Below are 15,212 nucleotides of genomic sequence, written 5' to 3'. Positions count from 1 at the left end.
GCTGGTGGACGGTGCGGACGTCGCCGGCCTCGACGACGAGGCCGACGCGCGCCCGCAGGCCCTCGCGGACGAGGTGGTGGTGGACAGCGCCCGTCGCGAGCAGGCTCGGTACCGGGATGACGTGCTCGCCGGCGCCGCGCTGGGAGAGCACGAGAATCTCCGCGCCCGCCTCGACCGCGTCGGCGGCGGCCTGCTGGACGCGCTCGACGGCGGTCTCCAGGTCCTCGTCCGGGTCGAACGTGATGTCGATGGGCTCCGTGGGCCGGCCGGCGTTCGTGACGGCGTCGAGGTCCGGGTCCGCGAGCACCGGGCTGTCGAGGACGACCTGCCGGGCGTGCTCGCGGGACTCGTCGAGGAGGTTGCGCTGGCGGCCGAGCCGCGTCTCCATGCTCGTCACGAGGTCCTCGCGGATGTAGTCGATCGGCGGGTTCGTCACCTGCGCGAACAGCTGGCGGAAGTACGACGCCAGCGGGTGGTTGAACTCCGAGATGCCCGGGAGCGGGGCGTCGTCGCCCATCGACCCGACGGGGTCTTTGCCGTCCTGGACCATCGGCGCGACGAGTTCGTTCAGTTCGTCCTCGGTGTACCCGAACATCGCCTGTTCGGCGCGCAGCTCGTCGGTCGGGTCGCTGGGCAGGACGTCGCCACCGGTTTCGAGGCGGCGCTGTTCGGCGTCGACCCACTCGCCGTACTGTTCGTCGGTGAGTTCCTCGAAGACGTCCTCGTCGTCGACGACGCCGCGGCCGGGTTCCGCGAGGAACAACTGGCCGGGCTGGAGGCGGCCGCGTTCCTCGACCTCGCTGACGTCGCCGTCGAGGGCGCCCTGCTCGGACGCCATCACGAGCGTGCCGTCGCTCCGGACCTCGTAGCGGCACGGCCGCAGGCCGTTCCGGTCGAGGACGCCGCCGACGCGGTCGCCGTCCGTGCCGATGACGAGCGCGGGGCCGTCCCACGGTTCGACCAGGTTGGCGTGGTAGTCGTAGAACTCCCTGCGGGCGTCGGACATGTCGTCGTCGCCCTGCCAGGCTTCGGGGACGAGCATCCGGAGCGCGTGCGGTAGCGACCGCCCGGTCTGCATCAGGAGTTCGAGGGCGTTGTCGACACTGGCGGTGTCGGACTGGTCGGGGTCGTCGATGACCGGGAGCACCGTCTCCAGTTCCTCGTCGGTGAAGCCCGCGGCGTCCAGGTCGGCCTCGCGGGCGCGCATCCAGTTGACGTTCCCGTCGATGGTGTTGAATTCGCCGTTGTGGATGATGGTCCGGTAGGGGTGCGCGAGGTGCCACGCGCCGAGCGTGTTTGTGGAGAAGCGGGCGTGCACGAGCGCGAACCCGGTCTGGACGCGTTCGTCGGTGAGGTCGGGGTAGTAGTCGGCGACCTGCTCGCCCTTCAGCAGGCCCTTGTAGACGACGGTGTCCTCGTCGAGCGAGCAGACGTAGAAGCGGTCGTGGTCGACGGCGGCCTCGACGGCCTGACGGCCGACGTACAGCGCTTTCTGGAAGCCATCGCAGCCGTCGGGGTGGACGACTGCTTGCGCGACGTGGGGCTCGGACTCGAGTGCGGTCTGCCCGAGGTCGCTGTTGTCAGTGGGGACGTCGCGCCACGCGTGCACGCCGAGGTCGTGGCTGGCGAGCGTATTCTCGACAGTCTCGACGACGGCAGCGCGTTCGTCCGGGTCCTGCGGGAGGAAGAGTGAGGCGACGGCGTACGTCTCGGGGAGGTCGTCGAAGACGGCGGCGAAGAACTCGTGGGGCGTCTGGACGAGGGCGCCGGCGCCGTCGCCGGTGTTCTCCTCGGCGCCGGTCGTGCCGCGGTGTTCGAGGTTCTCCAGGACGTCGAGCGCGTCGGCGAGGACGCGATGGGACCGCCCGCCGTCGAGGTCGACGACGACGCCTACCCCGCAGTTCGCCCGTTCCTCGTCGGGGTCCGCGAGGAGGCGGCTGTTGCTCGTGGTGTCGGACTGGCTCATGTGCCAGCGGATGCCACACCGGACTAAAACCCTACTCCTGAATGACTAAGGGCAATATGTACACCAATAAGGAGATATTAGGTGTAAGTAGGGGCGCTCTCCGTGCGATTCCGCGACGAAGGTGGGGCGGCGTCAGTACGACTTCGCGAAGAACGCCGTCTGCTCGGCGGTCTCCCCGCAGACCGCGCAGTCCTCGCCCTCGTGGTCGGGTTCCGGGAGGTGCTCGTCCTCGAACTCCGAGGCCGCGCGCGCCGCGCTGTCCTCGGCCAGGGGCACGAGCACGATCTCGGCGTGGATCTGCTCTTTGATCTCTGCCTCGCAGTCCACGTCGCCGCACCACGGCGCTTTCACGTAGCCGCCGTGCTGGCCGATGGTGCCCAGGATCTCCTCGCGGCTGGACGCCTCGCGGACGTTCTCGTCGAGGCGCTGTGCGTTCGCCTCGTAGAGCTTGTCGTAGACCTCGTCCATGTGGTCGTGGACCGCGGCCGTGATGTCGGCGCGGTCCTCCAAGCTGCTCTCTCCGTCCGGACGGTGGACGACGGTGACCTCCTCGTCCTCGACCTCGTTCGGGCCGATTTCGAAGCGGACGGGGACGCCCTTCAGCTCCCACTCGTTGAACTTGAACCCGGGGTTGCGCTCGTCGCGGTCGTCGAGGTGGACGCGCACGCCCTGGGCCTCCAGTTCGGCCGCGACCTCCGAGCAGTACTGGAGGACGTCCTCCCTGGTGTCCTCCTGCCAGATGGGGACGATGACGACCTGCTTGGGCGCGACCGTCGGCGGCAACACGAGCCCCTGGTCGTCGCTGTGACTCATCACGAGCGCGCCGATAGCGCGCCACGACAGCCCCCACGACGTCGTGAACGCGGTGCGGTCGTTCTCGTCCTCGTCGGAGAACGTGATGTCGAACGCGTCCGCGAACGACTGGCCGAGGTGGTGGCTGGTGCCGCCCTGCACGGACTTCCCGTCGGGCATCAACGCCTCGACGGTGGTCGTCGTGTCCGCGCCCGGGAACTTGTCGTGGTCGGGTTTCCGTCCGCGCAGCACGGGCATCCCGAGGACGTCCTCGTAGAGGCGCTGGTACTGGTCGAGGCGCAGCGTGGTCTCCGCCCACGCGCTCTCGTCGGTGGCGTGGGCCGTGTGCCCCTCCTGCCAGAGGAACTCCTTCGTGCGGAAGAACGGTTTCGTCTCCGTGGCCTCCCACCGAACCACGGAGTTCCACTGGTTCACGCGCAGCGGCAGGTCGCGGTGCGAGCGCACCCACTGGGACATGTACGGCGCGATGATGGACTCCGACGTCGGCCGGACCGCCAGTCGCTCTTCCAGTTCGTCGTGGCCGCCGTGGGTCACCCACGCCACCTCGGGGTCGAACCCTTCGACGATGTCCTTCTCGCGTTCGAGGTACGACTCCGGGATGAACAGCGGGAAGTAGGCGTTGTCGACGCCCGTCCGCTTGAACCACGTGTCGAGGTTGTCCTGGATGGCTTCCCAGAGGGCGTACCCGCGGGGCCGGGTGACGATGAATCCGCCCATGGGCGCGTAGTCCGCGAGCTCCGCCTTCTGGACGACTTCGGCGTACCAGTCGCCGGGGTTGTGCTCCTTGGACTCGGTGATGCCGAGTTCCTGTTCGTCGCTCATTACACCAAACCTCGCCTGACTCGCTCTTAAATCCCGTGAAGGTGGGTTGCCACGAGAGTACCGGGGACGACGAACCAGGCTGCCACGATACGCAGCGGCGGACGAGACGTACACGTACGCCGTCCCGCTGTTGGTTGGCAATAACCAACTCTCCGTATAGTCTCTGCAGGAGCACGCCTACCACTGATGGACGGCAGTCTCTGGGTGTTTCGGCGAATCCAGCCCCTTAGCAGTAGCTAAATAACGGGTGAGGACCTACCGCAGGTCGTGCGAGAGTTCGAGTTCACTGTCGCGTTCGAACCGGGGAGTGACGCGCTCATGGACGTGTTCGTCGAACACGACAGCCTCACCGCGTGGACGTCGGTCTGTTTCACGACGCGCGAGCGCATGTGGCGCATCGACCACGCGGCCGGGTCCGAGGCGGCGCTCGCGGCCTTCGAGGACGTCTTCCTCGACGAGTCCCGCTGCAACGAGTGCCTGGACCGGCCGAACTGCGAGACGTACCGCGAGTACCACCTCCTCGACGAGTCGACCAACGCCCGCACCATCTACACGTTCCGCGAGGAAGTCCACAACTGCCACTCGATTCCGCACTACGTCCACGACCACGTCGGCGCGGGCGTCGTCTTCGAGTCCCGGCGGCAGGGCAACGAGTACCAGTGGCGCGTCCTCTACCCGGACGAACAGCCGGTCGGCGAACTGTACGACACCATCGAGGCCCAGCTCAGAGACGGGCTCACGCTGTCGCTGTCGCGGCTCTCCAGTGCGGGTAACTGGGACGCGGAGTCCCGGGTCGCCGCGGAGCTGACGCCCGAACAACGCGAGGTGCTGTCCGCCGCCGTCGACAACGGGTACTACTCGCGGCCCCGGGCCGTCACCGTCGACGACCTCAGCGAGACCCTCGGCGTCCCGCGGTCCACGGTGCAGTACCGCCTGCGGAGCGCGGAGGACCTCGTCGTCTCCCAGTTCGTCGAGAAGGGGCTGTGAGTGCTGAACCCTCTGCTGTCGTTGTCGAGGCGGATAACAGTATCGGCGAGAGAACTAAGTGGCGTGGGGGCGACCCACACACTATGGGTGACACGAAGCGTGGCCGCGAACGCCAAGGCCAGAAGAAGCGCGAACAACTCCGCGAGCGCGAGGTCGAACGCACCCTCGAGGCCACAGAGGAGCCGGCAGACGCCCCTGAACTCCCCGACGAGGAGATAGAGTTCGGCGAAAAAACCTCGACGTAACCTCCGACCCGCCAGTTTTTTCGACGCCGCAACTCCGCCGAGCGCCCGCTGTATCGGTACTCGGGTGCCCTGCCGCGTCAGACTCGGTAGTGCCCGCCTACAGGGCTACTCCCTAGAACATCTCGGCGCCGCACTCGGTGCAGACCAGTTGCATCACACCCTCGTCGTTCGGCGGATGGACGTCGTGGCGCGTCTCCTCGCCGCAGTCCGCACACGGCGCCAGCGACTCCAGGGCCGACCAGTCGTGGCGAGCCCCCGGTGCGCCGATGGCCAGCGCGCGGACGTCTGCCTCGGAGTGGTTGTGGCCGCTCTGGAACTCCCCCGGCGGGAACCGCACGAGTTCGCCCGCCTCGACGGTGACTTCCTCGCGGTCCACGCCAACCTCGAACGTCGCCGTGCCCTCCAGCACGTAGAAGATCTCCTCCTGGTCGTGGTGGGCGTGCATGCCGCCGGCGAACTGGTCGCCGGGCGCGAGCTCGTACTCGACGACGGCGACGTGCTCGGCGTCGAGCGCGCGCGACAGCGGCAGGCGGACGTCGTGGACGTTCATCGGGTTGGGACGGCTCTCGACGGCGTCGACGGTCACTTTCTCCATGGTAGAGCGCCCGGGAGCCTGCTGCAAAGGATTATCGCTGTTTCCGGGGGACGCCGAAGGGACTGTCCGTCTCGATCCACGACCACCCGGGGAGTCGCGTCTGGAAGCCGGCCGCCAGCGCCGCGTCCAGGTCGTCGGCGCCGGCGCCGCCGTCGGTGTCGGTCGCTGTCACGTCCGCGTAGTGGAACGTCGACTCCGCGAGCAACCGGAGCGGCTGCTCGCCGGCGATCATCGCTGCGAGTTCGCGGCCGAGCAGTTCGTCGACGACGAACCCCGGGTAGTCGCCGCTTACGTCGAGGTCCTTGAGCAGCGCGACCAGCGCCGCGACGTTCACCGCTCGGTCGCCGGCCGCGAACACGTCGTCGACCGCGCGCTCGTACTGCTCGACTGACACCGGGTCGACGTGCGTGTCGAATTCGTCACCGAGGCTCGCGCGTACGTCGTTGACCAGCGGGACGACGACGGTCGCGCGCTCGCGCACCCAGTCGCGCTCGCGCTCGACTGCTGTCGGCGTGAGTTCCATGCACGTCGTCGAACGCCGACACCTACCAACTTTGCGAAGGCTTTTATAACCGGAAACGCATATCACCGGGTAAGCGGGTTCTCCTGTACTAATCCCCGCGGTCCGGCCGTATTCGGCTGGAACGAACGGTCTCCCTACTGGTATGACGACAACGTGTGACTACTCGCCACGTTCTGTGAACTGCTCGCTAGCCGGCGTTAGCCGTGCTGGGAGTGTCACCAGCCGGGACCGAGACGCGGAGGCAGGAACCTTCAATCCCCGATCATGAGTACTGTAGACCAGCAACTCGAGGAGTTACAGGACCAGATTACGAACGAGATTCCGCCGGACATCTCGGTGACCGACGTCAAGTACGAGGGCCCCGAACTCGTGGTTTACACCCGGGACCCCAAGCAGTTCGCCCAGGACGGCGACCTCGTACGCCGCCTCGCGAGCAAACTCCGGAAACGCATCACGGTCCGCCCGGACCCCGCGGTGCTGTCCCGTCCGGAGAAGGCGCGCGAACGCATCATGAACGTCATCCCCGAGGACGCCGGTGTCACGGACCTCGACTTCCACGAGGACACCGGCGAAGTCGTCATCGAGGCAGAGAAACCCGGCATGGTCATCGGTCGCCACGGCTCGACCCTCCGGGAGATCACGGAGGCCGCGGGCTGGACGCCCGAGGTCGTTCGCACGCCGCCGATCGAATCCTCCACCGTCTCGAACGTCCGGAACTTCCTCAAGTCCGAGCGCGACGACCGCCGCGACATCCTCGAGAAGGTCGGCCGCCAGATCCACCGAGAGGAGATGAGCGACGACGAGTACGTCCGCATCACGACGCTCGGCTGCTGTCGCGAGGTCGGCCGCGCGGCGTTCATCCTCTCGACCCCCGAGACGCGCATCCTCATCGACTGCGGCGACAAACCCGGCAGCGACGACGAAGTCCCGTACCTCCAGGTGCAGGAGGCGCTGGGCGCCGGCGCGAACTCCATCGACGCCGTCGTGCTCACGCACGCGCACCTCGACCACTCCGCGTTCATTCCCCTGCTGTTCAAGTACGGTTACGACGGCCCCATCTACACGACCGAGCCGACGCGGGACCTCATGGGTCTGCTGACGCTGGACTACCTGGACGTCGCGGCGAAGGAAGGCCGCACGCCGCCCTACGACTCCGAGATGGTGCGGGAAGCGATCAAGCACACCATCCCCCTGGAGTACGGCGACGTGACGGACATCGCGCCCGACGTGAAACTCACGTTCCACAACGCAGGCCACATCCTCGGGAGCGCGGTCACGCACTTCCACATCGGCGACGGGCTCTACAACGTCGCGTTCTCCGGCGACATCCACTACGAGGACACGCGCCTGTTCAACGGCGCCGTCAACGACTTCCCGCGCGTCGAGACGCTCGTCCTCGAGTCGACGTACGGCGGCCGCAACGACTACCAGACCGACCAGGAGGACTCCGAGCGCAAACTCAAGCGCGTCATCAACGAGACCTACGAGAACGGCGGCAAGATCCTGATTCCGGCGTTCGCCGTCGGGCGCTCCCAGGAGATGATGCTCGTTCTCGAGGAGGCGATGCGCAAAGGCGACATCCCGGAGATGCCGATCCACCTCGACGGCATGATCTGGGAGGCGACGGCCATCCACACCACGTACCCCGAGTACCTCCGCGACGACCTCCGGGACCGCATCTTCCACGAGGACGAGAACCCGTTCCTCGCGCCCCAGTTCAACCACATCGACGGCGGCGAGGAGGAACGCCAGGAGGTCGCCGACGGCGACCAGTGCATCATCCTCTCGACGTCCGGGATGGTCGAGGGCGGCCCCATCATGTCCTGGATCCAGCACATCGGTCCGGACCCGGACTCCACGATGACGTTCGTCGGCTACCAGGCCCAGGGGACGCTGGGTCGCCGCATCCAGTCCGGCTGGGACGAGATTCCGATGCCGGACCGCCAGGACGGCGGCCGCACGGAACGCCTCCAGCTCGAGATGGACACCGAGACCGTCGACGGGTTCTCCGGGCACGCCGACCGCCAGGGCCTCGAGGACTTCGTGCGCACGATGAACCCCCGGCCGGAGAAGGTGCTCTGCGTGCACGGCGACGAGTCCTCCACGCAGGACCTCTCGAGCGCGCTCTACCACGAGTTCAACATGCGGACGTTCGCGCCGAAGAACCTCGAGACGTTCCGCTTCATCTGAGGCGCGCACGGCGGCGACGGACAGCCCGTTCCGCCCGCTCCCCAGATTCGAGCAATCGCCGACGGCGACGGATTTTTCGAGTGAGCCGCCAGGTCTATACTCCGCGTTCCGGTAGGTACGAGTGTGAGACGCACGCGATTCGCGCGGGTCGCCGTCGCGGCGATGGTCGTGTTGACGGCGTTCGTCGGCGCCGCCGCCGCGCAAGCCGGGACGGACGCGCCAGTGGCGGGCGACGGCGGCTACCGCTTCGACGTCGGCAACGACAGCCCCCGGATTACGTTCTGGGTCCACCTCGACTTGTTCACGAACCTCGGTGCGCCGGGCGACTTCGGATTCAGCGCGGTCGGCACGGCGATGGACACCCGGGTCATCGTCATCGACATTCAGTTGCAGTTCGACGGCGTCGGCAACCTCGGTGACTTTCTCTCGAACCCGTTCTCGCGGTTCGCCGTGGTCGCGGAGTGGGAACTCAACCTCCCGTTCCTGTCGACCGGCCCGGCCGCCGACGACGACTTCACGTACCGCGACAACGAGACGATAAACGGGAGCAGCGGCTGACAGAGCCGGGTTCACAGTCCCTCGCCAGCGGTCCACACCCGGAATCCGGCCGTAGCTTTCAAACCGGGTGGCTCGGTAGCATGTAGCATGCTGGGGGAGGACACACTCGTCGACGAACTCCGAGCGCTCGCTGGAGACGGGCTCCGCATGGTCGCCGAGTACGACCGGGACGGCTACGAGATTCGGTTCGTCCGGGACGACGTCAGCGCCCGCCTCGCGGAACAGGCAGACGACATCCACCGCGACCTCGTGCTCGAAGGCATCAGCCGCGAGCACCTCGAGGACCTCTTCGACGCGGGGGACCTCCACTGCACGATGCACCGCTTCGACGACCTCACTGCGTTCCACTTCGCGGAAGCCGAGTACCGGGGCCTGTTCGTCAGCGTCGACTCCGACGCCGACGTCCCGATGGCGTCGTTCGCGGACACCTGCTGGCACAGTCTCAGCTGACCCGTAGTGCGGCGGTCAGTCGTCGGCAGCGTCAGCCGGGTCGACGACGTCCTCGGCGAGTTCGTCGACGCCCACCCTGTCGCAGAGGTCGTACAGCGGGCAGGCTTCGGGGCCGTCCAGGCACGCCTGCTTTCGCGCGCTGCAGTACTCGCGGCCGAACTGGATCATTGCGGTGTGCGCGAAGCCGCACTTCTCCGCGGGCACCTCTGCTTCCAGCGCTTCCCTGACGGCCTCGTGGTCTGCCGCCGAGTCCGCGAGGCCGAGGCGGCGAGCGATGCGGTGGACGTGCGTGTCGACGGGAAAGACGCCGCTGCGGCCGCCCGCGAACAACAACACGCAGTCGGCCGTCTTCGGGCCGACCCCCTTCATGTCGAGTAGCGCGTCCCGGACGTCGCCGGGGTCCTCGGTGCGCACGAACTCGTCGAACTCGTCCTCCCCGCCGTACTCCTCGCTGATTCGTCCCGCGAGCCGAATCAGCGTCGCGGACTTCTGGTTGTAGAGGCCGGCCGACGAGATGGTCTCCGCGAGTTCGTCCTGGTGGGCGTCCGCCAGCGACGCCGCGAGGTCGCGCTGTCCGTCTCGCGGGTCGTTTCGCTCCCCGCTCGAACGTTCGGAGGCGCGGTGCGCCTCGCTGTCGTATCGCTCCATCAGCGCGTCGTGAGCGGGCTGGCTGGCGACGTCGCTCGTGTTCTGGCTGAGAATCGTGCGGACGAGACACTCGAAGGCGTCCCGGCCACCGTACGTCTTCTGCCAGTAGATGTCGCCGAGGCGGTCCGCGACGGCTTCCGCGCGACTCGTGCCGTCGCCCGGTTCGAACTCCGTGAACCGGCCGGCGTCGGCGTCGCCGCCGGAGATGTTCTCGGCTGGCTCGTCCTCCATGTCTGGCCGTGCGGCCCGCGGGCAGGAAAAGACTGCGCGACGCCCCCGGAGAGCGGGCTACTCGACGCGGAGGGCGGCAGTGAGGTCGGCGCCGTCTGCGAGCGCGGCGACGAGGTCGCGGTCGAGGTCAGCGGCGGCTTTGTCGGCGTCCACGAAGATGGTGCGGTCGTCGACGTAGGAGCTGGTGCGACCGACCATGCTGCGGTCGTTCGTGCACTCGATGTCGGAGTGGCCACTGCCGGTGACTGTCTCGCGGTGACCGTCCGCTTCGAGGACGAGCGCGATCGTGGCGTCGGCGTCCTGGCAGGCGGCGACGAACTCGCGGTCGAAGTCCGCGGGCGCTCGGTCGGCTTCGATGCCGAGAATGCAGTCGCCTGCGGGCGTCAGGTAGTCGTCGGTGGTGAGTTCCAGGGTAGACGCGTGCTCGGCGGCGACGTGCTCGTGCCCGTGCGCGTGGACGACCTCTTGCGTGCCCTCGGGTGCTTCCATGCCCCCGGATAGCCGGGTCTGCCACTTGTGTGCGACGTTCCGCGCCCGGCCTTTAAGTACTCGCGGGGAATCCGTGGTGTGCTTTGACACGGCGTATACGGTCCCTGCCAACTGTTTACACGGTACACCTCGTCGGAAATTTTAAGTGGCGTGGCGGAGTACTACCTGTCACCAGAACGCTGCGAGCGTTCTCGCACAGCCCGAGAGAATGACAGGACGTTCTCCTTCCGACCGGGAAGTAACGCGCTCCGAGCGACGGCTGTCGACAGCGCCCCAGCGGAATGGCATCGAGGTTTGAACAATGGCTGAGGAAGAACAAACTATTGACGTATCGACCGCAGAAGAACTCATTACTGACGAAGAACTCCAGGAGAAATCCAAGGGCCAGCTCATCAAGAACGCCGGTCAGTTCCGCGACCGACGAAACGAGCTGAACCAGCTCGCGAGCTCCCGAGCCTCCAAGCGCGACGAACTCAACGCGAAGACCCGAGAGAAGGTCGACGAGGCCCAGGAACACCGCGAGAAGCGCGACGAGCTCAACGAGCGCGTCCAGGAGCACAAGGAAGTCCGCAACGAGCTGAACGCGGAAGCCAACGAGCTCTTCGACGAAGTCGAGCAGCGCAAAGAGGACCTGGAACTGGACGAGGGCAAAGACCTCGAGGAGCTCAAAGAGGAGATCGAGCAACTCGAATTCAAGCAGCAGACCGAAGTCCTCTCCACGGACGACGAGCGCGAACTCATCGAGAAGATCGAGGAGAAGCGCGAGGAGTACCAGGACCGCAAGGAGAAGCTGGACGAATCCGGGAACCTCGAGGAACTCGTCGAGGAAGCCGAGGAAGTCCGGGCGGAAGCCTCCGAGCACCACGAGAAGGTCACTGAGCTCGCGGACAAGGCCCAGGAACACCACAACGAGATGATCGAGGCCTACCGCGAGGCCGACGACATCCGCGACGAGGCCGACGAGATGCACGAGAAGTTCGTCGAGGCCCAGGAAGCCGCCGACGCCCACCACGAGGCGTTCGTGCGCGTCCAGAAGCGCCTCCGCGAACTCGACAAGCAGGAAGAAGAGGAGCGCGAGGACGAGCGCGCAGCGGAGCAGGCCGAAGCCCGCGAGGAAGCCGAGGAAATCTACGAGCGGTTCAAGGAGGGCGAGACCCTCGACACCGAGGACCTCCGCAAACTCCAGAAGTCCGGCCACCTCTGAGGACGCCACTGACTGCAGTTTTCTCCGTATTTTCCGCCGCGTAGCGCCGGCGCCGCGAATCGTTGTCGCCGACCGTTTGCGTTGTCACCGTCGCCGAGCGCGTTTCGCCGACTGTTTGCGTATACGACACAGATAGACCGCGACTGGTGACTCGCGAGGTGGCGTCGGCTCGGCCCCGTGAATTATCGGCTCGGCGACCGTTTTCTCGCGCATGGACACGCTACCGAAACGCGTGGGTCGGGTGGTCGTCCTGGGAGCGGGCGCACTCGTCGGCACCGCGACAGGCTGGGGGTTGTTCGTCTGGATTCCGTCCGACAGCCCGTCGATTCTCGGAGTCCTGTTGACCATCGCGACCGCACTGCTGTTCCTGCGGCTCGCCGCCCGGATCGCTGACAGCCTGCTCGGCGCACACGACACCGCCGAGGTCCGCGTCGATGGACCGATCGCTCGGGACGGCGGGGAATCGTTTCCCGCGAATCCGCGACAACTTCCCGCTGACGCGGTCGTCGACCAGATCGAACGCGCGGATGCCGACCGGAACGTCGAGGCGCTGGTCGTGCGCGTGAACACGCCCGGCGGCGAGATCGTGCCCAGCGACGACATCCGCCGTGCCGTCGCCGACTTCGACGGTCCGACCGTGGCGTACGCGACGGACGTCTGCGCCAGCGGCGGCTACTGGATTGCCAGCGCCTGCGACCACGTGGTCGCCCGCGAGAACAGTCTCGTGGGCAGCATCGGCGTGCGCGGGTCGACGCTGAACGCCGCGGACCTCGCCGAGTACCTCGGCGTGGACTACGAGCGGTTCGTCGCCGGCGAGTACAAGGACGCCGGCACGCCGCTGCGGGAACTCCGGGAGGACGAACGCTACTACCTCCAGGGGCTGGTCGACGACCTCTACGAGTCGTTCGTCCAGCAGGTGGCGGCGGCCCGCGACCTCTCCATCGGGGCGGTCAAGGACACCGAGGCACGGGTGTACGTCGGCCGGGACGCCGCCGAGCGCGGCCTCGTCGACGAACTCGGAACGCGAGACGACGTCGAGACGCACCTCGAGACGGTGCTCGGCCACGAAGTCGCGGTGCGGGAACTCGACCCGCCGCGCGGCCTGCTGGTGCGGGCGCGTCGGACGGCCGCTGCGGCGGCGTACGCGTTCGGCGCCGGCGTCGGGTCGGTGTTCGGTGACGGCGACGGGACGAACCTGGAGTTTCGGTGACCCGAGCGCGGGGTTTTTATCCCGCCGGCGTAACTCTCAGCACGATAGATGCGCACGCTGGTGGTCTCCGTGGACCGGACTGGGGACATTCCCCGGAAGACGGGGCTGCACACGCCGGTCGCGGGGTGGGAGGCGGTGCAGTCGCTGGTCACGGAGATGGGGCTCGCCGACCCCGAGGACTCGGCCGTGAACTGCCTGCTGGAGGCGCTGCGGGTCACCCGCGACCTGCGCGACGAGGACGACGACGCGGTGGTCGCGGCCGTCTCCGGGCGCGGCGACAGCGTCTCCGCGGACCGCTCGCTGGCCGCGCAACTGGACGACCTCATCGACCGGTACGACCCGGACTCGGCTGTGGTCGTCATCGACAGCGCGGAGGACGAACGCGTCGTCCCAATCGTCGAGAGCCGCCTCCAGGTCGACGCCGTCGACCGCGTGGTCGTCCGGCAGGCCCGCGACCTCGAGTCCACCTACTACCTCCTCAAGCAGTTCCTCGCCGACGAGGAGCTCCGCCAGACCATCCTCGTGCCGCTGGGCATCGTCATGCTGGTGTTCCCTGCGCTGATGATGGTCACGGGGAGCCTCGCCATCGCGGCGGCCTCCATCACCACCGTCATCGGCCTCTTCCTGCTGTACAAGGGAATGAGCGTCGACGACTACCTCGCGGAACTCCCGACACAGGCCCGGAGCGCGCTGTACTCCGGCCGGGTGTCCATTGTGACGTACGTCGTCGCCGCGGGTCTCGCGCTCGTCGGCGTGTTCGCGGGCGCGCTCGGCGTCTCGGACCTCCCCGGGGAGACGGCGCCGCTGTTGACCGTGATGGCGTTCACGTACTACAGCGTCCCGTGGGTCGCGCTCGGCGCGCTCGCCGCGAGCGCCGGCCGCCTCTTCGACGAGGTCATCCGGCGCGACGAAGTCCGCACGTCGTTCCTCAACCTCCCGTTCGGCGTCCTCGCAGTCGGCCTCGTCGTTCGCGGGTTCTCGGGGTACTTCATGGAGCGCGCGGACCTGCTGGACTCGGTGACGGTGCAGGCGGCGAGTTTCGGGGCGCTGTCCATCCGCGGGTTCACGCTGTCCCCCGAGCAACGCCTCGCCGTGTTCGTCGTGCTCGGCGTGCTCGTGAGTCTCGTCGGCATCCGGGTGGCGACGCACTTCAGCGGCGTCGACTTCGAGGACGTCGACGAGGACCTGGTGGAGCCCTGAATGGCGAGACATTTCAACGCCGACCCGCAATCGAATCCATGACCGACGGCCAGTGGGTGAGCCTGTTCTCCGGCGGCAAGGACTCCTCCTGGGCGCTCTACCGCGCGCTCGAGGAGGGCCTGGACGTCGCGCGCCTCGTGACCGTCCACCCGGAGAGCGACTCCTACATGTACCACGTTCCGGCGACCAGACTCGCGGGGTTCGCGGCCGAGAGCATCGGCATTCCGCTCGTGGACGTCGAACCCGGGGACTTCGACGCGGCGAACGCCACGGCGTCCGGCGAACAGGGCGACGCGGAACTGGAGCCCCTGGAGGCCGCGCTCGCGGCGCTCGCCGACGACCTCGACGGCGCCTCGGGGGCGTGACCGCGGGCGCCGTGGAGAGCGAGTTCCAGACGTCCCGCATCGAGGCGATGGCCGACCGCCTCGACTGCGAGGTGTTCGCGCCGCTGTGGCAACGCGACCCCCGCGAACTCGGCGACGAGATGCTCGCCGCGGGCTTCGAAATCACCATCCTCCAGGTGGCCGCGTACGGGCTCGACGAGTCCTGGCTCGGCCGGACGCTGGACCACGGCGCGCTCGACGAACTCGAAGCTCTCAACGACGAGTACGGCGTCCACGTCCTCGGCGAGGGTGGCGAGTTCGAAACGTTCGTGACGGACGGCCCGCACATGGACCGCCCCATCGAACTGGAGTCCGACACCGTCTGGGAGGGCGACCGCGGCTACCTCGAAGTTACGGACGCACAACTGGGCGAGTAGGGCCCCGTGGGCCTTGGCACAGCGCGCCCGGTCCCACGACTGTTCGGGCCGGGGACTTATTCCACTCCGGAGACACGTAGTCGGTATGGGAACGGGGACTGACGCCGGGGCTGAGTCGACGAACCTGGCGGGTGAGTCGCCCGAACAGGTCGCCGAACCGACAGAAGCCGAGGGGGAGACGACGGTCACCGAGGAGGGGTCGGAACTCGAGCGCACGATCGGCCTCACTGGCGGTCTCGCCATCGGGGTCGGAACGATGATCGGCGCGGGGATCTTCGTGTTCCCGGGGCTGGCGGCCGGGCGCGCGGGGCCGGCGGCGGC

Annotated in this window: 14 protein-coding genes and 2 pseudogenes; 10 read left to right on the top strand and 6 right to left on the bottom strand. The window is 67.6% G+C overall.

The annotated features are described in order from the left end of the window. Together GRX66_RS09810 and proS are read right to left on the bottom strand one after the other, a co-directional pair. The coding region (locus GRX66_RS09810) for a glutamate synthase central domain-containing protein (protein ID WP_325064041.1) at positions 1 to 1,966 on the bottom strand (1,966 nt) is incomplete at its 3' end. A 132-nt stretch (positions 1,967 to 2,098) separates the two neighbouring features. Continuing rightward, on the bottom strand, positions 2,099 to 3,601 hold the full coding sequence (gene proS / locus GRX66_RS09805; protein ID WP_159526397.1) for a proline--tRNA ligase: 1,503 nt from the start codon (positions 3,599 to 3,601) through the stop codon (positions 2,099 to 2,101). 267 nt (positions 3,602 to 3,868) lie between these two features. Between proS and GRX66_RS09800 the strand changes: the two genes are divergently transcribed. Together GRX66_RS09800 and GRX66_RS19515 are read left to right on the top strand one after the other, a co-directional pair. Beyond that, positions 3,869 to 4,588 carry a helix-turn-helix domain-containing protein gene (locus tag GRX66_RS09800; protein ID WP_325064040.1) on the top strand — a complete coding sequence of 240 codons (720 nt, stop codon included), beginning with the start codon at positions 3,869 to 3,871 and terminating at the stop codon, positions 4,586 to 4,588. 83 nt (positions 4,589 to 4,671) lie between these two features. Next, positions 4,672 to 4,833: a hypothetical protein gene (locus tag GRX66_RS19515; RefSeq protein WP_201292979.1), complete on the top strand. Its 162-nt coding sequence runs from the start codon at positions 4,672 to 4,674 to the stop codon at positions 4,831 to 4,833. 112 nt (positions 4,834 to 4,945) lie between these two features. Here the strand turns inward: GRX66_RS19515 and GRX66_RS09795 are convergent, their stop codons facing one another. Both GRX66_RS09795 and GRX66_RS09790 read right to left on the bottom strand, forming a co-directional pair. Further along, positions 4,946 to 5,428, bottom strand: coding sequence for a cupin domain-containing protein (locus GRX66_RS09795; RefSeq protein ID WP_159526396.1), 483 nt, complete (start codon positions 5,426 to 5,428; stop codon positions 4,946 to 4,948). Positions 5,429 to 5,459: 31 nt separating this feature from the next. After that, a complete protein-coding gene (locus GRX66_RS09790) occupies positions 5,460 to 5,951 on the bottom strand; it encodes a hypothetical protein (protein ID WP_159526395.1) in 492 nt (163 codons plus the stop codon). Positions 5,952 to 6,215: 264 nt separating this feature from the next. Here GRX66_RS09790 and GRX66_RS09785 point away from each other — a divergent pair, with 264 nt between their 5' ends. The 3 genes from GRX66_RS09785 to GRX66_RS09775 all read left to right on the top strand — a co-directional run bounded on the left by GRX66_RS09785 (position 6,216) and on the right by GRX66_RS09775 (position 9,149). Further along, positions 6,216 to 8,141, top strand: coding sequence for a beta-CASP ribonuclease aCPSF1 (locus tag GRX66_RS09785; protein ID WP_159526394.1), 1,926 nt, complete (start codon positions 6,216 to 6,218; stop codon positions 8,139 to 8,141). Between the two features lie 123 nt (positions 8,142 to 8,264). After that, positions 8,265 to 8,699, top strand: coding sequence for a DUF7332 family protein (locus GRX66_RS09780; protein WP_325064039.1), 435 nt, complete (start codon positions 8,265 to 8,267; stop codon positions 8,697 to 8,699). Positions 8,700 to 8,786: 87 nt separating this feature from the next. Beyond that, positions 8,787 to 9,149, top strand: a complete 363-nt coding sequence (locus GRX66_RS09775) for a hypothetical protein (protein ID WP_159526393.1) — start codon at positions 8,787 to 8,789, stop codon at positions 9,147 to 9,149. 15 nt (positions 9,150 to 9,164) lie between these two features. On the opposite strand, the gene GRX66_RS09770 is transcribed toward GRX66_RS09775, so the two are convergent. Both GRX66_RS09770 and GRX66_RS09765 read right to left on the bottom strand, forming a co-directional pair. Then, positions 9,165 to 10,028, bottom strand: coding sequence for an endonuclease III domain-containing protein (locus GRX66_RS09770; protein ID WP_159526392.1), 864 nt, complete (start codon positions 10,026 to 10,028; stop codon positions 9,165 to 9,167). A 57-nt stretch (positions 10,029 to 10,085) separates the two neighbouring features. Beyond that, positions 10,086 to 10,517 carry a DUF371 domain-containing protein gene (locus tag GRX66_RS09765; RefSeq protein ID WP_159526391.1) on the bottom strand — a complete coding sequence of 144 codons (432 nt, stop codon included), beginning with the start codon at positions 10,515 to 10,517 and terminating at the stop codon, positions 10,086 to 10,088. Between the two features lie 301 nt (positions 10,518 to 10,818). On the opposite strand from GRX66_RS09765, the gene GRX66_RS09760 reads away from it, so the two are divergent. From GRX66_RS09760 to GRX66_RS09740, 5 genes and pseudogenes are all read left to right on the top strand, one after another. Then, positions 10,819 to 11,721: a coiled-coil protein gene (locus GRX66_RS09760; protein WP_159526390.1), complete on the top strand. Its 903-nt coding sequence runs from the start codon at positions 10,819 to 10,821 to the stop codon at positions 11,719 to 11,721. Positions 11,722 to 11,932: 211 nt separating this feature from the next. Beyond that, on the top strand, positions 11,933 to 12,931 hold the full coding sequence (gene sppA / locus GRX66_RS09755; RefSeq protein WP_159526389.1) for a signal peptide peptidase SppA: 999 nt from the start codon (positions 11,933 to 11,935) through the stop codon (positions 12,929 to 12,931). Positions 12,932 to 12,979: 48 nt separating this feature from the next. Then, the gene (locus tag GRX66_RS09750) at positions 12,980 to 14,131 is read left to right on the top strand and encodes a DUF373 family protein (protein WP_159526388.1); all 1,152 of its coding nucleotides are present in this window, start codon (positions 12,980 to 12,982) and stop codon (positions 14,129 to 14,131) included. 38 nt (positions 14,132 to 14,169) lie between these two features. Continuing rightward, positions 14,170 to 14,891, top strand: a pseudogene (locus GRX66_RS09745) (diphthine--ammonia ligase). Between the two features lie 85 nt (positions 14,892 to 14,976). Next, positions 14,977 to 15,212, top strand: a pseudogene (locus GRX66_RS09740) (APC family permease); the annotation flags it as partial.

Origin of the sequence: Halobacterium bonnevillei (assembly GCF_009831555.1) — an archaeon.
In the GTDB taxonomy this organism is placed as follows: domain Archaea; phylum Halobacteriota; class Halobacteria; order Halobacteriales; family Halobacteriaceae; genus Halobacterium; species Halobacterium bonnevillei.
Note: the sequence above shows the minus strand (reverse complement) of the source record. Positions and strands in the feature narration are given on the sequence as shown.

What these genes read in the sequence shown, in the direction of transcription:
- proS (WP_159526397.1), bottom strand. Translation starts at nt 3,601, where the DNA reads ATGAGCGACGAACAGGAACTCGGCATCACCGAGTCCAAGGAGCACAAC.
- GRX66_RS19515 (WP_201292979.1), top strand. Translation starts at nt 4,672, where the DNA reads ATGGGTGACACGAAGCGTGGCCGCGAACGCCAAGGCCAGAAGAAGCGC.
- GRX66_RS09795 (WP_159526396.1), bottom strand. Translation starts at nt 5,428, where the DNA reads ATGGAGAAAGTGACCGTCGACGCCGTCGAGAGCCGTCCCAACCCGATG.
- GRX66_RS09790 (WP_159526395.1), bottom strand. Translation starts at nt 5,951, where the DNA reads ATGGAACTCACGCCGACAGCAGTCGAGCGCGAGCGCGACTGGGTGCGC.
- GRX66_RS09785 (WP_159526394.1), top strand. Translation starts at nt 6,216, where the DNA reads ATGAGTACTGTAGACCAGCAACTCGAGGAGTTACAGGACCAGATTACG.
- GRX66_RS09775 (WP_159526393.1), top strand. Translation starts at nt 8,787, where the DNA reads ATGCTGGGGGAGGACACACTCGTCGACGAACTCCGAGCGCTCGCTGGA.
- GRX66_RS09770 (WP_159526392.1), bottom strand. Translation starts at nt 10,028, where the DNA reads ATGGAGGACGAGCCAGCCGAGAACATCTCCGGCGGCGACGCCGACGCC.
- GRX66_RS09765 (WP_159526391.1), bottom strand. Translation starts at nt 10,517, where the DNA reads ATGGAAGCACCCGAGGGCACGCAAGAGGTCGTCCACGCGCACGGGCAC.
- GRX66_RS09760 (WP_159526390.1), top strand. Translation starts at nt 10,819, where the DNA reads ATGGCTGAGGAAGAACAAACTATTGACGTATCGACCGCAGAAGAACTC.
- sppA (WP_159526389.1), top strand. Translation starts at nt 11,933, where the DNA reads ATGGACACGCTACCGAAACGCGTGGGTCGGGTGGTCGTCCTGGGAGCG.
- GRX66_RS09750 (WP_159526388.1), top strand. Translation starts at nt 12,980, where the DNA reads ATGCGCACGCTGGTGGTCTCCGTGGACCGGACTGGGGACATTCCCCGG.